This window comes from Propionimicrobium sp. PCR01-08-3 (assembly GCF_030286045.1).
Lineage (GTDB): Bacteria > Actinomycetota > Actinomycetes > Propionibacteriales > Propionibacteriaceae > Brooklawnia.
Window position 1 is genome coordinate 939603 of record NZ_CP127390.1, and the last position, 21479, is coordinate 961081.

Annotated in this window: 16 protein-coding genes; 14 read left to right on the forward strand and 2 right to left on the reverse strand. The window is 64.0% G+C overall.

What is annotated here, in order from left to right; genetic code table 11:
- The first annotated feature begins 31 nt into the window (after nt 1-31).
- The 6 genes from QQ658_RS04420 (at nt 32) to QQ658_RS04445 (ending at nt 7778) form a co-directional block, all read left to right on the forward strand.
- A complete protein-coding gene (locus tag QQ658_RS04420) occupies nt 32-484 on the forward strand; it encodes a hypothetical protein (protein WP_286026460.1) in 453 nt (150 codons plus the stop codon).
- 246 nt (nt 485-730) lie between these two features.
- Nucleotides 731-3421: an alpha-amylase family glycosyl hydrolase gene (locus QQ658_RS04425; RefSeq protein ID WP_286026461.1), complete on the forward strand. Its 2691-nt coding sequence runs from the start codon at nt 731-733 to the stop codon at nt 3419-3421.
- A 145-nt stretch (nt 3422-3566) separates the two neighbouring features.
- Entirely contained in the window at nt 3567-4403 is an 837-nt protein-coding gene (locus QQ658_RS04430) for an inositol monophosphatase family protein (protein WP_286026462.1), read from the forward strand.
- Between the two features lie 265 nt (nt 4404-4668).
- The gene (gene hrcA / locus QQ658_RS04435) at nt 4669-5682 is read left to right on the forward strand and encodes a heat-inducible transcriptional repressor HrcA (protein ID WP_286026463.1); all 1014 of its coding nucleotides are present in this window, start codon (nt 4669-4671) and stop codon (nt 5680-5682) included.
- A gap of 13 nt (nt 5683-5695) precedes the next feature.
- Nucleotides 5696-6904 carry a molecular chaperone DnaJ gene (dnaJ, locus tag QQ658_RS04440; RefSeq protein ID WP_286026464.1) on the forward strand — a complete coding sequence of 403 codons (1209 nt, stop codon included), beginning with the start codon at nt 5696-5698 and terminating at the stop codon, nt 6902-6904.
- A 118-nt stretch (nt 6905-7022) separates the two neighbouring features.
- A complete protein-coding gene (locus QQ658_RS04445; protein ID WP_286026465.1) occupies nt 7023-7778 on the forward strand; it encodes a 16S rRNA (uracil(1498)-N(3))-methyltransferase in 756 nt (251 codons plus the stop codon).
- 80 nt (nt 7779-7858) lie between these two features.
- Here the strand turns inward: QQ658_RS04445 and QQ658_RS04450 are convergent, their stop codons facing one another.
- Both QQ658_RS04450 and QQ658_RS04455 read right to left on the reverse strand, forming a co-directional pair.
- Entirely contained in the window at nt 7859-8974 is a 1116-nt protein-coding gene (locus QQ658_RS04450) for a winged helix DNA-binding domain-containing protein (RefSeq protein ID WP_286026466.1), read from the reverse strand.
- Between the two features lie 213 nt (nt 8975-9187).
- The gene (locus tag QQ658_RS04455) at nt 9188-10546 is read right to left on the reverse strand and encodes a purple acid phosphatase family protein (protein WP_286026467.1); all 1359 of its coding nucleotides are present in this window, start codon (nt 10544-10546) and stop codon (nt 9188-9190) included.
- 41 nt (nt 10547-10587) lie between these two features.
- On the opposite strand from QQ658_RS04455, the gene QQ658_RS04460 reads away from it, so the two are divergent.
- From QQ658_RS04460 to QQ658_RS04495, 8 genes are all read left to right on the forward strand, one after another.
- Nucleotides 10588-11541, forward strand: a complete 954-nt coding sequence (locus QQ658_RS04460; protein WP_286026468.1) for a diacylglycerol/lipid kinase family protein — start codon at nt 10588-10590, stop codon at nt 11539-11541.
- Entirely contained in the window at nt 11531-14281 is a 2751-nt protein-coding gene (locus QQ658_RS04465; RefSeq protein ID WP_286026469.1) for a DEAD/DEAH box helicase, read from the forward strand. The genes QQ658_RS04460 and QQ658_RS04465 overlap by 11 nt, the downstream gene beginning before the upstream one ends.
- Nucleotides 14282-14312: 31 nt before the next feature.
- Nucleotides 14313-15080: an imidazole glycerol phosphate synthase subunit HisF gene (gene hisF, locus QQ658_RS04470; RefSeq protein ID WP_286026470.1), complete on the forward strand. Its 768-nt coding sequence runs from the start codon at nt 14313-14315 to the stop codon at nt 15078-15080.
- Between the two features lie 365 nt (nt 15081-15445).
- Nucleotides 15446-17194 (forward strand): acetolactate synthase large subunit, encoded by a 1749-nt coding sequence (locus QQ658_RS04475; protein ID WP_286026471.1) that lies wholly within the window; start codon nt 15446-15448, stop codon nt 17192-17194.
- Entirely contained in the window at nt 17191-17715 is a 525-nt protein-coding gene (gene ilvN / locus QQ658_RS04480) for an acetolactate synthase small subunit (RefSeq protein WP_286026472.1), read from the forward strand. Before QQ658_RS04475 ends, ilvN begins: the two co-directional genes overlap by 4 nt.
- 34 nt (nt 17716-17749) lie before the next feature.
- Nucleotides 17750-18778 (forward strand): ketol-acid reductoisomerase, encoded by a 1029-nt coding sequence (gene ilvC / locus QQ658_RS04485; protein WP_286026473.1) that lies wholly within the window; start codon nt 17750-17752, stop codon nt 18776-18778.
- Nucleotides 18779-19183: 405 nt separating this feature from the next.
- Nucleotides 19184-19741 carry an NfeD C-terminal domain-containing protein gene (locus tag QQ658_RS04490; RefSeq protein WP_286026474.1) on the forward strand — a complete coding sequence of 186 codons (558 nt, stop codon included), beginning with the start codon at nt 19184-19186 and terminating at the stop codon, nt 19739-19741.
- Between the two features lie 99 nt (nt 19742-19840).
- Nucleotides 19841-21367 carry a flotillin family protein gene (locus tag QQ658_RS04495; protein WP_286026475.1) on the forward strand — a complete coding sequence of 509 codons (1527 nt, stop codon included), beginning with the start codon at nt 19841-19843 and terminating at the stop codon, nt 21365-21367.
- Nucleotides 21368-21479: the final 112 nt, after the last annotated feature.

The following is a 21479-nucleotide window of genomic DNA, read 5'->3' on the forward strand; positions in this document are numbered from 1 at the left end:
CTGTGATTCGCGTCCAATAGAGGATTCACTGTTGGACACCATGCTGCACGATCTGGCCGATCAGTCGGATCGTGAAGCAATCACGATCATCAGGGGTGCAGGCCCGACGTATCTGGATCAGGCGTTGGTCGATCTCACCGTCAAGCAGGTCTTGTACTTGATCCCTGCTTCCAGGCTGCTGCGAAAGCATTACGAATTCCGCGAGGAGCAGCCACTGCTCGAGGCGCGATCACTGGCGTTGGAGGGGCTGGGCGATCCGCAAGGGTGCCCGAGTCGGCCAGCCTATCTTGCGGGGCTGGTGTCATTGCTGCGATTCGATTCCGACATCGCTCCGGAGCTGAAGTTCCGTGAACGCCGCAAGGTACGTGAGGCATTGGTGACACGGCTGTGGCCACTTCGGGCGCTCCAGACTGCCTGGGATATCGCGACACCAACTCAGGAAACATATGCTCCTGGGATGCGCTCAGGAGGAGGTATCTACTGACTCGCCGACTGAGCCTTCGGGGATGAGCGGTCTGCCGGATAGTTCGGATAAGAGACCATGCGGATAGGGCGGACGCCGAGAGAGCATCGCCGGATCCCGGCATGACCGGGGCAGTCCCTGCCTATCCTGAATCCGGGAGGCCGGACGGCTGCTCCCATGCTGCAGGTGGAGTTCGCCGGTAGATGCGGTCGGCTTGTCAGGTGTTCTCGGCGCACCGCAATGCAACTTTGCGGTACGGTCAAAGTCATGACTGATACCTCGCCCGAGTCGACCAACTCCAGTGAGCAGGAGCCACAACAGACCGCATCGGCACCCCCAGAAGCAGACGCTCAGGACGCGAAGGATCAGCAGAACGTAAGCGTCCCCCCGGATTCGGATGCCGGGGAAGGCGGTCCGGACGATGCGCACGATGATGCGCTGTATGACGAGGATCCCGGCGCGAACCCCGGCGCAGATGGCGAGGCCGATGCGGAAGACGAATACATTCCCCCGGCCCAAGACGAATCGGTGACCGCATTTGCCCCCGAGATGTGGGAGCTGGGCGGCTGGCCGTTGGGCGCCACCTATGACCCGCAGAACACGATGACCTCGTTCGCGGTCTACGCACCGAAAGCGACCCGAGTCGTCATCGAGCTCTACGACAAGCCGCTGGGTGCCGACGCCACTCACCAGTTCGACACGGTCAAGGGGGAGGACGGTATCTGGCGTAGCCAGCTGGTAGGCGTCGAGCCGGGCAGGCTTTATGCGTACCGAGTCTGGGGCCGCAACTGGGATGTGGACGAAACGTGGCGTCCGGGCACGCTCGCCGGATTCAAGTCGGATCGCGACGAGGAGGGCAACCACTTCAACCCGAACAAGGTGCTGCTCGACCCCTACGCCCGCGAGATCAGCCACGTTCCGCGCAGCCCAAAGATCATCGAGATGGGCCAGGATAGGGGAGTTTTCGCCACTGGTGGCGGTGACTACCACGGCAAGCCGCGCCGCAGCGTCGATTCCGGACGCTATGCGCCCAAAGGTGTGGTGATCTGCGACAACACGTCGACCGGAGATGCGCCCAGGCGTCCGGCTCAAGACGTCACGATCTATGAGGGACACCTGAAGAACCTCACGATGCACCCGTCCGCGGTGAAGCTGGGCGACTACCTTTCGGGCGAGGAGTCGTTCGAAGACGTTCACAACATTCCGGACGAGTTGCGCGGCACCTATGCCGGCGCCGCCTATCTGGCGCCCTACCTCAAGGGCCTCGGTTTCACCACCATCGAGCTGCTGCCGGTGCACGAAACCGATTCCGATCAGGTTGGCGACCAGAACGGCACCACCAATTTCTGGGGTTATCAGACCATCGGGTTCTTCGCGCCGAACCGGGACTACGCCCACGACAAAACGCCCGGCGGCCCGTCACGCGAGTTCAAGGAAATGGTGCGGGCCTTTCATGAGCACGACATCGAGGTCTATCTTGATGTCGTCTTCAACCACACCGCCGAGGGCGGCAACTGGGACAACGACATCGATTCGGCTGCCTTCACGACCTTCGGCGGGTTCGCCACCACGCACTATTACGATCTGACCGCCGACGGATTCATCGTCGACGGAGCCACCGGGTCGTCCAATCAGACGAACTTCTCCACCCGCGCCATGTGCGATGTCGTGATGAACTCGCTCATCTACTGGCATGACAACATGGGCGTCGACGGATTCAGGTTCGATCTCGCGACGGTTCTCGGACGCTTCCCCGCCGCGTCCGACAAGGACGATTGGGGCGGCAGGAGGCGCTTTTTCAATGCTCATCCACTGCTACGTGAAGCCGTCGACTGGGCCAACGAACAAGAGATCGAGGTCATCGCTGAAGCATGGGATCTGTGGGGGTATGAGGTCGGTAACTTCCCCTCTGGCTGGGGCGAATGGAACGGCCGATTCCGCGACGCGGTGCGCCACTACCTGAAGGGTGACGGCAACACTCGGGCCTTCATCGAACTGTTCAACGGCGACTGGCTGCATTTTAACGACAACGCCGGGCCGCAGAAGTCCATCAATTTCGTGACCGCTCACGACGGCTTCACCATGATGGATCTGGTGAGTTTCAACGAACCCAACAACAACCAGGAGTATCCCTTCGGACCATCCGATGGGGGATCCCCGCAGAACAATTCCTGGGATTCGGGCGGCGATCAGGCGCTGCGGCGCACCCGCTGGCGCAACAACTGGGTGAGCCTGATGTGCGCGCGCGGGGTGCCGATGGTGGTCAGCGGCGACGAATACGGCCGGACGCAGAACGGGAACAACAATCCGTGGAACCTGAACACCATCGGGATGTGGAACAACTGGGCCCAGCTTGCGTCCAACGCCCCGACCAGGATTCCGGTCGATCCCAACGATCCGGAGGTCGGCTCCTATTTCGACGTCGTGGGTGAGTGCGATTCCGAGCCCGACGTCAATCCGATGTTCCGGTTCGCCAGGTTCACGGCCAGGCTCAGGGCACTCGATGTCACGTTGCGGCAAAAGACCTGGGGATCGGGAAAGCTGGATTCGGACAACGTCAGCTACCTCTACTACCGGCCCGATCTGTCGGGTGAACCAGGGCTCACCGACCGCCAGATGACCGTATTGATCAACGGGGCCGGCGTCGGCGGCACCGACTATCTGGTGATGATCAACATGTACACATCGTCGGCGGTGTTCAAGGTGCCCGATCCGACCGAGATCCAGAGACGCGATCTGAAATGGCATCGGCTCATCGACACCGCCCCGTGGGCAGAATCCCAAGGTAATTGTTGGCCACCGTCGCAGGGCGATGTCATCGAGGGTAGCTATACGGTTGAGCCGTGGTCGATAGCCGTACTTGCGGCTGCCAACGATCAATCGCCGGTGTTCGGCTATCGGGGTTTTCGGACTCCAATCAGGCGTGGCCGGTTGGACGCGTCATCGCTGGCCGAGTGATGTGAGGAATCAAGGTTCGATTCATCGTGGCCTCGCCGGCGCGGCGAGGTCATGATGATGGGCATAAGAAGTGAATCGGTGAGTTCGGGCAAGCATGGCCGAACTCACCGGAACGAAGATGACCGGAACGAAGAAGATAGGCGCAATGGTTGTTATGCGGACCGAGGAAGTGCTCCAGCTGATGGTCGAGGTCGCCGAGCAGGTGATTCGTCCACGATTCCGGGCATTGCACGCCGATCAGATCGACGAAAAGTCGCCTGGTGATTTTGTGACCGTGGCCGATCGCGAATCCGAGGCTTTGCTCACGAAGGAACTCGTGGCCCGCAACCCCGGCTGCCTGATCGTGGGGGAGGAAGCCACCTTCGCCGACCCGAACATTCCCGGCGGCCTGGGATCGGCGGAAATCGCATACACCGTGGATCCCGTCGACGGCACCGGGAACTTCGTGAGAGGAAACCCGCACTACGCGGTGATGATCGCCGAGATCAGGCGCACCGAGGTGACTCGCTCGTGGATTCTGCACCCCGAGAGCGGGGACGCGTTCGTGGCCGAAAAGGGCTCCGGTGTCACTCGCAACGGCGAGCGGCTCGCCACCCCCGCACCATCGCGGCCTTCAGCAGATGGTGCCGAGGACGGCGGCGCGTCCATGCAACCTCTCAGGGCCGGAGGCACCAAGAAGGTATGGCGGTGCTTCGATTCCTCCGACGGTTTCGCGGAGCCCATCGGATCGAATTTCTGCGCCGGATTCGACTACCCTCAACTGCTCACCGGGGGCGCCGACTTCTTCGTCTACCGCAATCCGAAGCCGTGGGATCACCTGCCCGGCTTACTGATGCTTTCGGAGCTCGGCGGGGTCATCAGCCAAGTCGACGGCCAGCCCTACGGGCCCGCGAGCAGAAACGCCGAGGCCATCTGTTGTGCGCCGAATCCCGGCGTGGCCAAGTATGTGACCGGACGCTGGAGGGGGCCGGCCGATAAGTGAGCTCGCCGGCGGCGATTCCATGAGTGACGAAGAATGAGCGCACTCAGTGATTTTTTGGACGTGTCTTGGCTCAGGTAGGGATGTGGCGGGCCACCCCGGTGCGCGCATTCGAAGGTCGTTCAGGTCTGCTGCTGGTGAATCGGCGACGGCAAGGACGCTCCGGCTGGCGTTACTCGGTGTCCGGGGTAATATTGGCACTCGGAATTGCTGAGTGCCAGTAGCCTGTGGGTCAGGCCGAGGCCAGTTCTGCGCGAGGGAGGGAACGATGGACGACCGAAAGCTGAAAGTGCTCGGCGCCATCGTCGCAGACTTCGTCGCGACCCGTGAGCCCGTCGGCTCCAAGGCGCTTGTCGACCGGCACAGCCTCGGTGTCTCGCCGGCGACCATCCGCAATGACATGGCCGTCCTCGAAGAGGAGGGCTATCTCGCTCAGCCGCATACCAGCGCCGGACGCGTGCCCACCGACAAGGGGTACCGGCTTTTCGTCGACCGGTTGGCGACCGTCAAGCCGCTCTCGGGTGCGGAACGGCGAGCAATCTCGACATTCCTGGCCGGCGCAATCGACGTGGACGACATCGTCCATCGAACGGTGCGCCTTCTCGCGCAGCTCACCCGCCAGGTCGCGATCGTGCAATACCCGGTGTCCAGTGCGGCGACGGTGCGGCACGTCGAGGTGATCAGCTTGAGCCCTGACCGGGTACTGGTGATCCTGATCGATTCGACCGCACGAATCGATCAGCATTCGGTGCTGGTCGACGCCCATACCGAAGACGAGTTGGAAACATGGCGCGACCAACTGAACGCGGCGATCGCGGGCAAGAAGCCGAAGCAGGCCGATGCCGCGCTGGCCGAGATCGAGGCGACGGAAGGCTTCGACCAGCAACGGTTCGGACGCATCACAGCCGCGCTGCACGCCATGGTGGCCAACGATCCGTCAAGCGAAGTGGCCGTGGCAGGAATGCCGAACCTGATGCGCTACGGCGCGTCCCATGAACGTTCCATCGGCCCGGTGCTGGATGCACTGGAAGAGCAGGTCGTGCTGCTGCGTCTATTGGACGACGCGGTCGGCGACCACTCCGGCGATGTGACCGTGCGGATCGGGCAGGAGAATCCGTACGTGCCGCTGCACAGCACATCGCTGGTGGCAAGCGAATACGGTTCCGACGAGGTCTGGGCGTCGCTCGGAGTCGTCGGACCGACATCAATGGATTACCCGTCAACAATTGCGGCCGTGCGGGCCGTCGCCCGCTACGTCGGACGATTCCTGGCAGAAGGATGAACGAGAACAACTGATGAGCAACCCTGACTACTACCAGGTACTGGGCGTCTCCCGGGACGCATCCGCCGACCAGATCAAAAAGGCTTACCGCAAGATGGCCATGAAGGTGCATCCCGACGTGGCCACCGATCCGGACGCGGAAGAGAAGTTCAAGCAGGTCAACGAGGCCTACGAGGTGCTCAGCGACCCGAACAAGAAAGCGGCCTTCGATCGCGGCGGCGACCCGATGAGTCACGGAGCCTCCGGCGGTGACCCGTTCGCCGGCATGGGCGGATTCTCCGGGTTCAGCTCCGCCGGCGGCGGGTTCGACATCGGCGACCTCTTCGGCGCGATGTTCGGCCAGGCGCCAGGCGGTCGTGGTCCGAAGTCACGGGTGAGTCGCGGTCAAGATCAGCTGGTGCGCACCAAGTTGACTTTGCCCGAGGCCGTATTCGGGGTGACGAAGCCGGTCACCTTCAACACCTATCTGATCTGTGAGACCTGTAACGGTTCCGGATCGAAGGACGGACGCGATCCGGTCACCTGCACTCAGTGTCACGGCCGTGGCGAGATTATCGTCTCGCAACGCTCGATTCTCGGCGAGATCCGTACCTCGCAGCCTTGCCCGGCCTGTCAAGGCTTCGGCAACATCATTCCCGAACCGTGCCCCGAGTGCTCGGGCCATGGCCGGGTGTCTCAGCAGCGCACGATCAACGTGAAGATCCCCGGCGGCGTCGACACCGGAAACCGCGTGCACCTGCAGGGCCAGGGCGAGATCGGGCCGGGTGCGGGGCCCGCAGGTGACCTGTATGTCGAGATTCAGGTCATGCCGCACGACACCTTCCGCCGCGATCGCGACAATCTGGAGATGGTCATCAGGCTGCCGATGTCGCTGGCGGCTCTCGGCACCGAGATGGACATCGACACCCTGGAGTCCGAGCTGCCCGACTGCCCCGAGGAGAACCGCAAGGTGCATCTCGATGTGCCGCCCGGCACCCAATCGGGTACCCGCCTGACGATCAAGGGCCACGGGGTGCCGAGCTTGCGGGCGAACCGCCGCGGCGAGAACCCGCGCGGCGATCTCGGGGTGACCATGCTCGTCCAGACCCCGACGAAGCTCGACGCCGAGCAGCGTGAGCTGCTCGCTCAACTCGCCCAGATGCGCGGCGAGGGAAGTCCCGAGGTGCTGAGCAAGTCGGAAGAAAAGGGATTCTTCAACCGGTTGAAAGACGCCTTCCAGTAAGTCTCCCTCGCGGGGCATTGGGAGCAGTGCTGGCAAGTGTGATCGGCGGTCAGGCAGTGGGTTCACTACCCGCTGATGGAGGCCCGCGGTCGCCCCGAATACGTGGAAGGCATGAATCATGACTGACCCGTTGTACCTCGCTGAGCTATCTGACGACATGCGAATCGGTGAGTCTATCGAGGTCACCGATGATGAGGGTCGCCACGCGGCTGTGGTCAAACGGACCAGAATCGGCGAGTATCTGCTGGTGGCCGATGGCGCCGGGCACGCGATCCGCGGGCCGGTGACCTCGGTCAGCAAGCAGGGCGTCCGGGTGCGGGTCGAGGAGATCCGTGCCACACCCGAGCCGAGATTCAGATGGACAATGGTGCAGGCACTCGCCAAGGGCGACCGTTCGGAGATCGCCGTTGAATCTCTGACCGAACTCGGCGCATCCACGATCATCGCCTGGCAGGCGTCCAGATCGGTGGTGCGGTGGGACGCCCGGGCAGGCATGCCTGATAAGTCCGAGAAGGGACTTGCCAAGTGGAGGTCGGTAGCCAAGGCGTCGACCAAGCAGTCCAGGCGGTTCCTGGTCCCCGACGTGCGGTACGCGTCCAGTGCCCAGGTCGCTGAGATCGTCGAGCGGGCCGACCTCGCGCTGGTCGCCCATGAGGACGCCACCATGCCGCTCGCCCAAGTCGAGCTTCCCGTCGATGGCGGTGAAATGGTGGTCATCGTAGGGCCGGAAGGCGGCATCGCCCCCGACGAACTGGAACTGTTCGCGTCCAAAGGCGCACAACTGGTGAGCCTCGGCGATGGTGTGCTGCGCACCTCCAGCGCAGGAGTAGTGAGCCTGGCTCAATTGCAGCTGCTGGCGCAACTCCGGAGCTGACTTTCGCCTCGCTCCGTCACGGCCGCAGCCATCGGCTGCCAACGAATATGCGTAACTGGGTCACCCATTGAGATAGTTGCTCAGCTTGATGGGTGGGGGAAGCGATCGAAGGCGCGCTCGGCCTCGTTCTGGGCAACCTTGGGCAGAGGCTTGAATCCGTTGATCTCCAGGACACGTTTGCCGGGGCGTCCGGCACGTTTCCAGGTACCGGTGACGGTGCCCTTGCGCACGATGCACTTTTGGAACATGCCGTTGTTGCCGGGCACAAGGAGTTCGTGGTGCGTTTCGGGCACGAGGACGAGCCGGTCGGGATAGCCCAGCACGAGCTCGTCGAAGCCGGGGAGCAGGTAGGTGGTGTCGAGTTCGGCGCCGAGCGCTGCGGCATCGTCGATCAGCCCAGGGCGGAAATAGCGCGCCTCCCCGGCAGGATCGTCCAGCGATGGATCGGTTTCTACTTGGTCTTCGATCAACGAAAATGCCTTGCGGACGGCGGTCAGTGAAAGCTTCGTCCACCAGCAGAAATCGCGCAGGGTGGCGGGGCCATGGCCGGTCAGGTAGCGCAGCAGCATCGCGGCGATTGCAGCCATCCGGTCGTCGTTGAAGTGTTCGGCCAAGGTCGACTCGCGCGGCAGCCAGGTCTCGGCGAGCACGACGTTGTTGTCCTGCCCGTTCCACGGGCCGTAGCAGGCGACACGATGAGCGACGAGATGAGAAAGCACGTGGTATCCGCGGCCCTTCGCGGAGCTCATGCCGGCGGCATCCCACAGCGCGAAGAGGTCGGATCGGCTGATGCCTGTCGGTGTGGCTGCCGCGGAATTCTCCAGAACTTGCCGCGCCAGGTCGATCTGAGCCTGGTCGAGCCCAAGAAACGAGCGGCGCTTGGTCTGGGCCCTCAGGGGGCCATCGGCGCACAATTCGGTCATCCACGCCAGATCGTCTGCGCCCACGGCGAAGACGGTGCCGCGCATCGGATAGCCGCGCACGATCGTCCCGTCGTTGAAGCCGGCGAGCACCCGGGCAACCCGGTCATCTTCGGGCAAAGGGGAGAGCCGCAAAGCGATGGACGAAATGACCCCGGGCAAATCCTGGCCTTGCATTGCCCCGAGTGCGCCGACGGCTTCATGTGGGTCGGCGGCAGCGGGACGTGCCAGGCCCTGCGCCAGTAGCCGCAGCCGTACAAGTTCTGGGTCGACCATGCGCCAACGGTAGCCGACGGTGGTCAGATACCGATCGCCCCGCGTGGCTCATGCGGCGTGCAGCGGGGTGATCGCATAGATCTGTTCGGCCAGACGATCTCCGGCGAGCTCAAGGTCGTAGTGTGTTTGGAGATTGAGCCAGAACTGCGCTGTAGTGCCGAAGTACTTTCCGAGGCGCAGCGCAGTGTCGCCGCGGCAGTTCCGCTGGGGGCTTCAGCAGACCAGTTCGGCGGGAACCGGTCGTCCACTGGGGATAAGACCGGAAAGGTCAACGTCGACCCGGTGATTGCGGTCGGCGGTCGAGCCGAGCATCAGGTGGGCGCCGATACCCAGCGACTGCCAGCGGCTGCGGTAGATCCAGCGCAGCGCTTCCGGATCGCTCAGCCGCCAGAAGTTCACCAGATAGCCGCCCTCGAACAGGTGCACCAAGGTGAAGCCGCCCGGATAGGCGGCACAGGCCGCGTTCTCCAGGTAGTGCGCATTGGTGTCGCCGAGATCGGCCCGGTTGCGCCGCATCCGGTGAGTGTGCCCGGCCAGGTGCAGGAAGACACCGGGAGCCTGGCGCTCGATCAGTTGCAGCCGCAGCCTGTCGCGTCCGCGCAGCATGAACTGGGGACCTGAGGCGGACGACCAGGCGGCATCGGTGGTCACCGGGTGATGGGTGCAGGCCAGCGTCGGGCGCTCCGGTTCGTGGATCAGCTCGGTCATGATCTGCTCGTACTGGTCGGGAGTGATCCAGCCGCCACCCGAGCCGCGGGTCGAATCCATCGCCAGCACCCGCAAGCCACTGGCCTCGGTCACGGTCTGAGTCTGCTGATAGCCGGCGAAGTACTCCCCGAAAGGATCGTCGTCGCGGCGTGGATGATCGTGATTGCCCCTGGTCGCGACCCAGTCGTGATTCTGGCGGCCGTAGCCGTCGAGCAGTTCGCGGGCGACGATGTTCTGCTCGGGGGCATTGTCGTAGGTGATGTCGCCGTTGGCGATCAGCAACGGATGCTGGTGCCTGCTCGTCAACTCGTCCAGTGCGGCGGCGGCCATGATGCGCGGGTAGTCGGCCTGATCGGCGTGCGGCAGCACCGAGGTGGGCAGTGCGCCCAACACGATGCCTTGCCGATGTTCCCCGATGTGGATGTCGTTGACCACGGCAATTGTGCTGAGATAGCGGCCCTTCGGCAGCGTCAAGGTGGTGAACTGCCTGGTGCGTTCGCAGCAGCCGGCTGTCTTGGTCGGACGCAAGGCGGCAGCCGCGAGCTGCCCGTCGGATGACGCCCGGAACCGATAGGTGCAACCCGGTTCGAGCCCGCTGATCTCGACCACGTGATAGACGCGAGGGGTCGGGTCGTCGTGCACCAGCTGCATGGGCCCGCCGACCTTGCCGATCATGACCTCGGTGCCCGCAGCTATCGGCTCGGGGATGGCGAGGCCGTATTTGGTGGCGTGGGTGACCCAGCTGATCACAGCGCTGGTAGGGGTGACGGTCAATACTTCGAGGTCGGTCACCAGAAGTCGGCCGCGTATCAGCGTGCTGGCCGGCGCTGCTTCGGTGGTAACCGTGCTCGTCTTGGGGTCCACGACTGCCCAATCTACTCCGCCAGAAGGTAATGTCCGTTGCCATGGCTGCTGACCCGCACCGCCGACAGGTTGTGACACTCGTCGTGAATCCGAAGGCAGGCCGGGCGCGGGCCATCCACGTGTTGCCGAAGGTCGAGAAAGCCCTGCGGAATGGCCTGCCGGACTCGCAGATCCGCATCGTCCGCGCCACCTCGTATGAAGATGCCCGTAACCAGGCGAATCGGGCCGTCGCCGATTCGACGCCACCGGCCGAAGGCGGTCGTCCGGATGTGCTGGTGATGGTCGGCGGTGACGGCATGGCCGCTCTCGGGCTGAACGCTTGTGCCGGCAGCCCTGTGCGGCTGGCGGTTATCCCGATGGGGACCGGAGACGACTTCGTCCATGGCGCGGGGATGCCACGCAAACCTATGGACGCGGTACAGGCGATCATCAACGGCCGTACCAAGTTCATCGACCTGTCGTTGGTCACCGGCGACATCGTGGGCGGTGACACGCAGCGTTACGTGGGGTCCATCGTGTCGACCGGCTACGACGCGATGGTCAATCACCGGGTCAACAAGATGAAGGTGCGGTTCGGGACGCTGTCGTACGCCTGGGCGCTGCTCGCCGAAATGGCGGAGCTTCGTCCGCGCAACTACCGGCTGGTCATCGACGGTGAACGGCTGGAAACCCGCGCAGTCATCGCTGCGGTGGGCAACGCCGGATATGTGGGCGGCGGCATCCATCTCACCCCGGCAGCCGATGTTACCGACGGCCTGCTCGACATCATGCTGATCGCTCCGGTCAGCCGATGGACTTTGATCAGGCTCTTCCCGCTGCTGTTCCGCACCGGCTTCGTCAAGCACCCGGCCATCACCCAGCGTCGCGCCCGCGAGGTCATCGTCGACGGAGACGATCTGGTTCCGATGGCCGACGGTGAAGAACTGGGCCGGGCGCCGCTTCGGGTCCGCTGTGAACCGGGTGCGTTGACTATCGTGGTGGGCGATGACGAATAATGTGGACGCCCCATCGAGCGAGCTGGTCGCCGAATTCTCTGCCGGCTACTCCTTTGCCTTCGACGACTTTCAGACCGACGCCTGCCGCAAGCTGAGCGCTGGCCGCGGGGTGCTGGTCGCTGCGCCGACCGGGTCGGGCAAGACCGTGGTCGGCGAGTTCGCTTGCTGGCTCGCCCTGAAGCAGGGCACCAAATGTTTCTACACCACGCCGATCAAGGCGCTCAGCAACCAGAAATTTCATGACTTGGTCGCCCGCCACGGCGCCGACAACGTCGGCCTGCTCACCGGCGACACCTCGCTCAACTCCGAAGCACCGATCGTGGTGATGACCACTGAGGTGCTGCGCAACATGATTTACGCCAGATCGCACACGCTGAGCGGGCTGAGCTATGTGGTGATGGACGAGGTGCATTATCTCGCCGACCGATTCCGCGGGCCCGTGTGGGAAGAAGTGATCCTCGGGCTGGCCGAATCGGTGCAGCTGGTCGCCTTGTCGGCGACCGTCAGCAATGCCGAGGAGTTCGGCGAATGGCTGGATGAGGTGCGCGGCGGGGTCGACGTCGTGGTCAGCGAGCGGCGGGTCGTGCCGCTGTTCCAGCATGTGCTGGTCGGCCGCAAACTCCACGATCTGTTCGCGGACGAGGGGCCGACCGCGCTGCCGGGATCGTCGGTGAGGCCCGAGGTGAACCCCGAATTGCTGCGGCTGGCCAAGGCGGAATCGCGCACCATGCGCGACGACTCCAGGCGGATGCGTGGCCGGCGCGTCCGGGGAAAGATCGAGGCCCGGAACCGGGCAAGCGGAGGACCAACGGTTCGTCCGCCCCGCAGGGACGGTGCCGTGGAAGCATTGCATCAACAAAATCTGTTGCCCGCGATCTTCTTCATTTTCAGCAGGCAGGGCTGCGACCAGGCTGTCCGCCAGCTGCTCGGCTCCGACATCAACCTCACCAACCGGGCCGAACGCGAGAAGTTGCTGCGGATCGCCGACAAGCATGCAGGCTCGCTGACCGCGGCCGACAAACGCGCGCTCGACTGGGACACCTTCATCAAGGCGCTGGGCAGGGGCATCGCCGCCCACCACGCGGGCCTGCTGCCGGTGTTCAAGGCGATCGTCGAGGAGGGTTTCGTCCAGGGTCTGGTGAAGGTGGTTTTCGCCACCGAGACGCTGGCATTGGGCATCAACATGCCCGCCCGCACCGTGGTCGTCGAGAAACTCGTCAAATACAACGGCGAGACCCATGCCGAACTGACCCCTGGTGAATACACCCAGCTCACCGGACGCGCCGGACGCCGGGGCATCGACGTCGAGGGTCACGCGGTCGTCTTCTGGCAGCCAGGAATGGATCCTCGGTCACTTGCCGGGCTGGCGTCCAGGCGCACCTATCCGCTGAGGTCGAGCTTCGCGCCGACCTACAACATGGCAGTCAACCTGGTGGGTTCGGTCGGCAGAAACCGGGCCCGCGCACTGCTCGAACAAAGCTTCGCCCAGTTCCAGACGGACAAGAAGGTCGTGGCGCTGGCTCGCCAGGCCGGCCGCGACGAAACCAGGGCGGAGCAGCTGTGGGCCGAAGCGCAATGCGACCGGGGTGACTTCCGCGAATACGCGGAACTGCGTGACCGCATCGGCGCACTGGAATCCGAAGTGGCCAGGGAACGCAAACGCGACCATCGCACCGAGATCATCGATTCGCTGCAGGCCCTCGAACAGGGCGACGTGTTCTGGGTGCCTGCCGGTAAACACCAGGGCTGGGCGGCAGTCGTCGTGCCGGCCCGCGGACACCAGCCCTGGCCGAAGGTGATGACCGCAGGCCGCCAGATCGTCGACTTGGCCGAGCACGACGTGAACCAACCGGTGGCCGCGACCTCCCGGGTGCGGGTGCCGAGGAAATTCGACGTCAGGTCGGCTGCCGACCGCAGGCAGTTGGCGAATTCGCTGCAGGCCAGGGCCGAATCCTTGGGCGACAGGCCGCCCAAGGCCGGGCGTCCGAAGGCGGACGCGGAGTTGGCCAACGAGATCGCCGATCTGCGTGCCCAGCTGCGGGCTCACCCCTGCCATTCCTGCCCGGACCGTGAGCAGCATGCCAGGGCCGCCGAACAGGCACTCAGGTTGAGCCAGGGTCATCAGCGCACCCGGACGAAAGCCCGGGCGCGTGCCCAGTCGATCGCGAACCGCTTCGACCGCATCTGCGGCGTGCTGGACTCGCTCGGCTATCTCGACGGCGACCGGCAGACCGAGCGCGGCGCGATGCTGGCTCGCATCTACAACGAGCTCGACCTGCTGGTCACCGAATGCATCCGCGAGGGCGTCTTCGACGGCCTGGAGGTGCCAGCTCTGGCGGCTGTGCTGTCGAGCCTGGTCTATGAGTCGCGGGGTGACCAACAGGGCCGGATGCATATGATGCCCGATTCGGCGAGCGAGCAGGCACAGTCGAAGGTCCGCAGGATCTGGCGTGATCTGGGCATGGTGGAGCGCGACAACCGGGTCGATCGCACCGAGGCTCCCGATATCGGCTTTGCCGAGCCTGCCTATCAGTGGGCATCGGGGGCCGGACTGGCCGAGGTATTGGACGCGAGCGGATTGCCGGCCGGCGACTTCGTCCGCTGGGTACGGCAGGTCATCGACCTCGCCGGGCAGATCTCCAAGGCCCCCGGCGCAGGTCAGCTGGCGGGAACTTGTCAGCAGCTGGTGCATGTGATGCGCCGCGACATCGCCGACTTCGCCGACCCGGACGACGAGTGATCAGCCGGTGGGCATCCTCTAACCTGTGATCATGGCCGTAGCGATTCGCGTGATTCCCTGTCTCGATGTGACCGACGGCCGGGTGGTGAAGGGAGTCAACTTCCAGAACCTTCGCGACGCCGGTGACCCGGTCGAATTGGCGGCCCGCTACAACGAACAGGGTGCCGATGAGATTACTTTTCTCGACATTTCCGCATCGTCGAGTGGACGCGAGACCACCCGCGAGGTCGTCACCCGCTGCGCCGAGACCGTGTTCATTCCGCTGACCGTGGGCGGGGGAGTGCGCAGCGCGGACGATGTGGACGCCCTGCTGCGCTGTGGCGCCGACAAAGCAGGCATCAACACCGGCGCCATCGCCCGCCCCCGCGTCATCGACGAGATCACCGGACGCTTCGGCAATCAGGTGCTGGTGCTCAGCCTGGACGCACGGCGCGAACCCGGCATGCCTTCTGGCTATGGCGTGACCACCCACGGCGGCCGCACATCGGCCGGACTGGACGCCATCGAGTGGGTGAAGGAGGCCTGCGCCCGCGGCGTGGGCGAGGTGCTGCTCAACTCGATGGACGCCGACGGCACCACCGACGGCTTCGACCTCGAGATGATCGAGGACGTCCGCACAGTCATCGATGTGCCGCTGATCGCGTCGGGTGGCGCGGGCAAGGCCGAGCACTTCGTGGCTGCCGCCCGTGCCGGTGCCGACGCGGTGCTCGCGGCCAGCGTCTTCCACTTCGGTGTGCTCACCGTCGCCGAGGTCAAGCACGCCCTCGACCAGGCAGGTTTCCCGGTCCGGCTCGCGTAAACGAGCGTGCGGATTCTTCCTCGATCGGTCTGTGCACCGCGACCGTGAGCGTGACGCCGGAGCGAAGCAGCATGATTGCGGAAGTTCTTGCACGCCACAGCCCTCGACCCAAGACTTGAGCGGCCATCGGAGATAACGAATGCACCTGGAGCTTGCCTCGTCCGAACGGGCACATGTTCGCATAGCGAGATGACTTTTGGGGCGATCGGCGACCCGTGCCATGATGAATCTCGTGCAAAACCGACAGGGTCTCGTACTTAACTAGCGCTTCGTCGAACACCGACGAAGCGCTCCCTCGCCTGCCATCGCGGCAGCGGGGGTTTTTTATTGCAACGGGCCTGTCTTCACACAGAAAGGAAACGCCGATGGCTAAGAAGCCAGCCGATCTGCCGATCATGACCGGGGCACAGGCGCTCGTCGCGTCCTTGGAGCGTTGCGGCGTGGAAGTAGCCTTCGGTATTCCGGGCGGGGCCATTTTGCCCGCCTATGATCCTCTCTTCGACTCGTCCATCCGGCACATCCTGGTGCGCCACGAGCAGGGCGCCGGACATGCCGCCGAGGGCTACGCCGTGGCCACCGGCAAGGTCGGGGTCTGTATCGCCACATCCGGCCCGGGAGCCACCAACCTGGTGACCGCGATCGCCGACGCCAACCTCGACTCGGTGCCGATCGTCGCCATCACCGGACAGGTCAATTCCGCGTTCATCGGCACCGATGCATTTCAAGAGGCCGACATCCGCGGCATCACGATGCCGGTCACCAAGCACAACTTCTTGATCAAGAAGACCGAGGACATTCCCGAGGCCATCAAGGCGGCCTTCCACATTGCCTCGACCGGGCGTCCCGGCCCGGTGCTGGTCGACATCTCCAAGGATGCGCTGGCCAGCAGCGCGCCGTTCGATTATGACGATGAGCTGAAGCTGCCCGGCTACAAGCCCAACACCCAGCCGCACAATCGGCAGGTGAAAGAGGCCGCCAGGCTGATCTGCCAGTCGAAGCGCCCGGTGCTCTACATCGGCGGTGGCGTGGTCAAGGCGCGCGCCTGGCAAGAACTGGCCGATCTGATCGAACTCGCCGACATTCCGATCGTCACCACCTTGATGGCGCGCGGTGTCTTCCCGGACGACGACCCGCTGCACATGGGCATGCCGGGCATGCACGGGTCGGTTTCGGCGGTCGGTGCCTTGCAGAAGGCCGACCTGTTGATCGCGATCGGCACCCGTTTCGACGACCGGGTGACCGGTAACCTCGATTCGTTCGCACCCGAGGCGAAGATCATTCACGCTGACATCGATCCGGCGGAGATCGGCAAGAACAGGGTCGTCGATGTGCCGGTGGTGGGCGACGCGAAGGTCTTCCTCTCCGGTCTGGTGGATGCGTTGCGGCATGAGCAGATTCCCGGCTACGAGCCGTGGATCAGCTATCTGCAAGGCCTGAAAGAGCGCTACCCGGTCGGCTGGACCGAAAGCGAAGACGAGTACCTGAGCCCGCAATATGTCATCAAGAGGATCGGCGATATCGCCGGGGATGATGCTATTTACGTGACCGGGGTCGGCCAGCATCAGATGTGGTCGGCCCACTTCCTGCCGTTCGCGAAGCCGGGCAAGTGGTTGACCTCGGGTGGGGCAGGGACGATGGGCTACTGTGTCCCGGCCGCGATGGGCGCCAAGGTCGGGATGCCCGACAAGGTGGTGTGGGGCATCGATGGCGATGGATGCTTCCAGATGACCAATCAGGAACTGGTGACCTGCGCGCTCAACAACATCCCGGTCAAGATCGCGATCATCAACAACAACGTGCTGGGCATGGTCCGCCAGTGGCAGACGTTGTTCTACGAGGGCCGCTACTCCAACACCAATCTGCAGAGTTCGTCGGTGCCCAACTTTCCGTTGCTGGCAGAGGCAATGGGTTGCGTCGGATTAAGAGCAAGCACTCCGGACGAGGTCGACGACGTGATCAACCAGGCCATGGCCATCAACGATCGTCCGGTTGTAGTCGAGTTCGTGTGCAGCAAGGAAGCGATGGTCTGGCCGATGGTTGCGGCCGGCACCAGCAATGACGACATCAAGATCGCCCGCGACATGGCGCCGGCGTGGCAGGAGGAAGTGCTGTGACGAATCACACTCTGAGCGTCCTGGTGATCGACCAACCAGGTGTGCTGGCGCGCGTGGCGAGCCTGTTCAGCAGACGCGGGTTCAACATCGAGTCACTAGCGGTCGGCCCGACCGAACGCGAGGACCTGTCCAGAATCACCCTGGTGACCGAGGTGGAGGACCCGAATGTCCTCGAGCAGTTGGTGAAGCAGCTCAACAAGCTGGTCGAGATCTACAAGGTCATCGAACTCGAACCCAATTCGGTCGTCCGCGAATTGATCCTGGTGAAAGTGCACTGCAACGAGCGCAATCGCAGCGCGGTGCTCGACGTCGTCGGGTTGTTCCGCGGCAAGACCGTGGATGTCAGCTTCGAATCGGTGACTGTCGAGGCAACCGGAAGCTCGGACAAGCTGGCGGCGTTGATCACGATGCTCGAACCCTATGGGATCATCGAATTGGTGAAATCGGGCGAGGTCGCATTGAGCCGCGGCAACAAGTCCATCAATGAGAAGAACCGCCCTGCCCTGCAGGTGGGGCGCTGAAATCAAGAAACAAACAGAAGGAGCACGAATCCCCATGGCAGAAATCTTCTATGACGACGACGCCGATCTTTCGATCATCCAGTCGCGTTCGGTTGCCATCATCGGCTACGGATCTCAGGGCCACGCCCATGCGCTGAACCTGCGCGATTCGGGTGCCGATGTGCGCGTCGGCCTGCCGGAGACCAGCAAGTCCAGGGCAAAGGCCGAGGCCGAGGGGTTGCGTGTCGTCACCCCGGCACAGGCGGCGGCCGAGGCCGACGTCATCATGATCCTGGTGCCCGACCAGGTGCAGCGTTTCGTCTACGCCGAATCGATCGAGCCCAACCTGAAGACCGGCGATGCGCTGTTCTTCGCGCACGGCTTCAACATCCGCTACGGCTACATCAAGGCACCCGAGGGCGTCGATGTGTGCATGGTCGCCCCGAAGGGCCCCGGTCACATCGTGCGTCGTGAATACGCCGATGGGCGCGGTGTCCCGGTGCTGGTCTGCGTCGAGCAGGATGCCAGCGGCAAGGCTTGGGATCTGACCAAGAGCTACGCGAGGGGCATCGGCGGGCTTCGCGCCGGTGGCATCCAGACCACTTTCAAGGAAGAGACCGAGACCGACCTGTTCGGTGAGCAGGCTGTGCTCTGCGGTGGCATGTCGCACCTGGTCGAGGCCGGTTTCGAGACGCTGACCGAGGCCGGCTACCAGCCGGAGATGGCCTACTTCGAGTGCCTGCACGAGATGAAGATGATCGTCGACCTGATGATCGAGGGCGGCATCTCGAAGCAGCGCTGGTCGATCTCTGACACCGCCGAGTACGGCGACTACGTGTCGGGCCCGCGGGTCATTGACGCGCACGTCAAGGAGAACATGAAGGCCGTGCTGGACGACATCCAGTCCGGTGCCTTCGCCGAGCGCTTCATCGCCGACCAGGACAATGGTGCGGTCGAGTTCAAGAAGCTCCGTGAGGCCGAGGCCAGCCACCCGATCGAGGCGACCGGCAAGGAACTGCGCAAGATGTTCAGCTGGCTGAAGGACTCGGACGACGACTACACCGAGGGCACTGCGGCTCGCTGATCGAGCCCCGGGCAACGGATCAATCCGATCGACGGCGGTCTTCCTCATGGGAGGCCGCCGCCGGTTGTTTCTATTCCGGACGAGGATGGGGCACTGGCATGAGCATCAAAAAAGGTGGCAGCGCTCGCCTGCGCTTTCAGACGCTCTGCCGTAACTGAGTCCGCTGCTGTTGCAACGCAATGCGAGTGAACTCAGTTTGGGCGAGTCATCGGGCATGAGGGCGAGCGAACTTGCCTGACGGCGAGTGACTGCGGTTTGTAGGAAGGGCGATCACATCTTGGTTGGATGATGGCCGATCGCTGGTGGCGCGGCGCCCGGTCGGGACGCTGGTAGCCCTGTGCTCAAAGCGGCGTAGACCGAGGGCAATAGGATGGCAGCACGCGACGAACAGTAACGGGGTGAACAATGACGGTCTTCTGGATTATCGGCGGGGTCGGCATCGCACTGCTGCTGCTCGCGTTGTTCGTCGGCGATGTGCTGGAGGGAGCCCTCGAACTGGACGGCGTCCCGATCTTCGACGCACTCGATTCCGACATCTTCTCCACCGCGGGCATCGCCGGCCTGCTGGGCGGATTCGGTTTCGGCGGCGCTATCGGGCTGGAACTCTTCGGGCACCAGATGGCCATCGCCATCGCGATAGGCGTCGTCGTGGGCGTGCTGCTCGGCTGGGGCGCCGGCAAGCTCACCGGCTTGTTCCGCAACCAGGGCAGCGATGTGGCGCCCAGCACGGCGTCCCTCATCGGAGCCGAGGCACTGGTGCTGACCGCGATCCCCGAAGGCGGCTACGGCCAGATCAGATTGCAATACGGCGGTCACACGCACACCCTGAACGCCAAGGGCCCGGTGGCCCTGGACGCAGGCACCCGAGTCTGGATCTCCGGTGTGCTGTCGGCGACCTCCGTCGAGGTCCGCCCGGTGGACGCGCTGGGCAGCGCGGGCGGATCCGGCGTCCTCGATATCTGACCTGTCGTCCGATGGGCCCGCTGCCGGTAGGGTGAGTGGCAAGCACGTAGATAAATAGCGAACGTACAGCCGGCACGTAACAACGCAAAGGAGCCTGCATTGCCCATCTCACCTCTCGTCATAGCCATCATCGGGCTGGTAATTCTGGTGGTGTTGATCGGCTTGCTGGTCGCGAGCCGATACAAGGTTGCCGGGCCCAACGAGGCCTTCATCGTCACCGGACGCAAAGGCAAAGAAGTCCGCAATCCCGAGACCGGGCAGATCTCGTCGGATCTGTCGGGGCAGAAGGTCGTCATGGGCGGTGGCGTATTCGTCATTCCGTTCATTCAGCGGCTGTTCATCATGGACCTGTCGAGCAGACGGATCATGGTGCAGATCCGCGGCGCGGTCTCCGGCCAAGGCATCAAACTGAACCTCGACGGTGTCGCGCTGGTGAAGGTCGGCGGAACCGAGGATTCCATCCGCGCCGGTGCACAGCGCTTCCTCACCCAGCAAGATGAGATCGAAAGCTTCACCCAAGAGACTCTTGCCGGGTCGTTGCGGTCGATCGTCGGTTCGCTCAGTGTCGAACAGATCATCCGTGATCGTGCCGCATTCGCGCAACGGGTGGCGGACGAATCCGAGTCGTCGCTGACCGGGCAGGGGCTGGTGCTCGACACCTTCCAGATTCAAGACATCACCGATGACGGCACCTACCTGTCAGATCTCGGACGCCCTGAGGCCGCCAAGGTACAACAGCACGCAGCGGTCGCCGAAGCCGAATCCCGGCAGGAAGCCGAGCAGGCCCGCATCAATGCGCAGCAGCTGATCGCGATCCGCGAGCGTGAGCTGTTGCTGAAGCAGGCCGAGATCAAGTCGGAAACCGATGCCGCCAATGCGCAGGCAGCCGCGTCCGGACCGCTGGCCCAGGCCGACCGCGACCAGGCAATCCTGAGCGAGCAAGAGAAGGTCGCCGTGAAGCAGGCGGCCTTGAAGGATCGCCAGCTCGACACCGAGATCCGCAAACCCGCGGACGCCGACCGGTACCGTGTCGAGACCGACGCGGAAGGCCGCCGCAACGCTGCCATCTTCCAGGCGGAAGCAGACAAGGCTGCCGCGATCGCGCGGGCCGAGGCAGAAGCCGAGAAGGCACGGTTGACCGGTGTCGGCGAGAAGTCCCGCCGTAGTGCATTGGCCGAGGCCGAAGCCATCGAGGGCGCCAAGCGAGGCGAGGCCGAGAAGGCCCGTCGTGTCGCCGAAGCCGAAGCCGTCCGAGCCGAAGGAGACGCGCAGGCAGCCGCAATCCTCGCCACCGGCGAGGCCGAGGCCGAGGCGATGAACAAGAAGGCCGACGCCTACGGCAGGTACAACGAGGCCGCGGTCATCGAGATGCTGGTCTCGGTGCTGCCCGACATCGCCGAGAAGGTGGCAGCGCCGATGGCAGACATCGACAAGCTGACGGTCATCTCGACCGATGGTGCGGGCCAGATGCCCAAGCAGGTCACCAACGGCGTCACTCAGACCTTCCAGTTGCTGAAGGACGCGGCAGGCATCGACCTCGGCAAGCTGTCCAGCAAGTACCTCGGTGCTGACGACGAACAGCCCGAGAACAAGAGCACCGCCGGGGCTGCCCGCGGCGAGCTCTGACAACTCGATCCGGCGCTCACGGATCGTTCAAACACCCGGACGAGGGGTGCAGTTCCCGAGAGGGGACCGCACCCCTCACCTTTTGCCGCCCGTGTCGAGATCTCTTGACCCG